1 pseudogene is annotated in these 533 nt (G+C 73.9%); it reads right to left on the bottom strand.

Annotation, left to right across the window (positions count from 1 at the left end):
• Window positions 1-533: pseudogene (locus EOE66_RS21890) on the bottom strand (hypothetical protein); the annotation flags it as partial.

Below are 533 nucleotides of genomic sequence, written 5' to 3' on the forward strand. Positions count from 1 at the left end.
GTGCCCGTGCCCTGCTTGAGCAGGCCGCCCGTGCCGCTGAGGGTGCCGGCGAAGCTGGTGGCGGTGGTGCCGGTGTGCGTGAGCGTGGCGCTGCCCAGGGCGATGCTGCCGGCGCCCAGGATGCTGCCGAGGGTCTGGTTGCCACCGAGTTGCAGCGTGGCGGGTGCGGCGAGGGTGACGTTGGCGGTGCTGGCCAGGCGGTTGGCGCTGGACAGCGTGAGCGTGCCGCCGTCCAGCGCCACGGTGGTGGCGGCGGCGGTGCCGGTGAGCGTGGCGTTGCCGTTGACGGTGAGGCTGCTGCCGCCGAGGTTGGCCTGCACCGAGGCGCCGGTCTCCAGCGTGGTGGCGGCGGTGAAGGTGCTGCTGCCGCTGAGCGTGCCGGTCAGCGACAGCGTGGCGACGGTCTCGTTGACGGCCGGGGCCAGCACCGCGCCGGCGGCCACGCTGACGTTGGCGGTGTCGGCGATGCGGTCGTTCGTTGCGGCCAGCGTGAGCGTGCCGTTGTTGACCGCCAGCGTGGTGACGGTGGCGCT

Origin of the sequence: Rubrivivax rivuli (assembly GCF_004016505.1) — a bacterium.
Lineage (GTDB): Bacteria > Pseudomonadota > Gammaproteobacteria > Burkholderiales > Burkholderiaceae_C > Rubrivivax > Rubrivivax rivuli.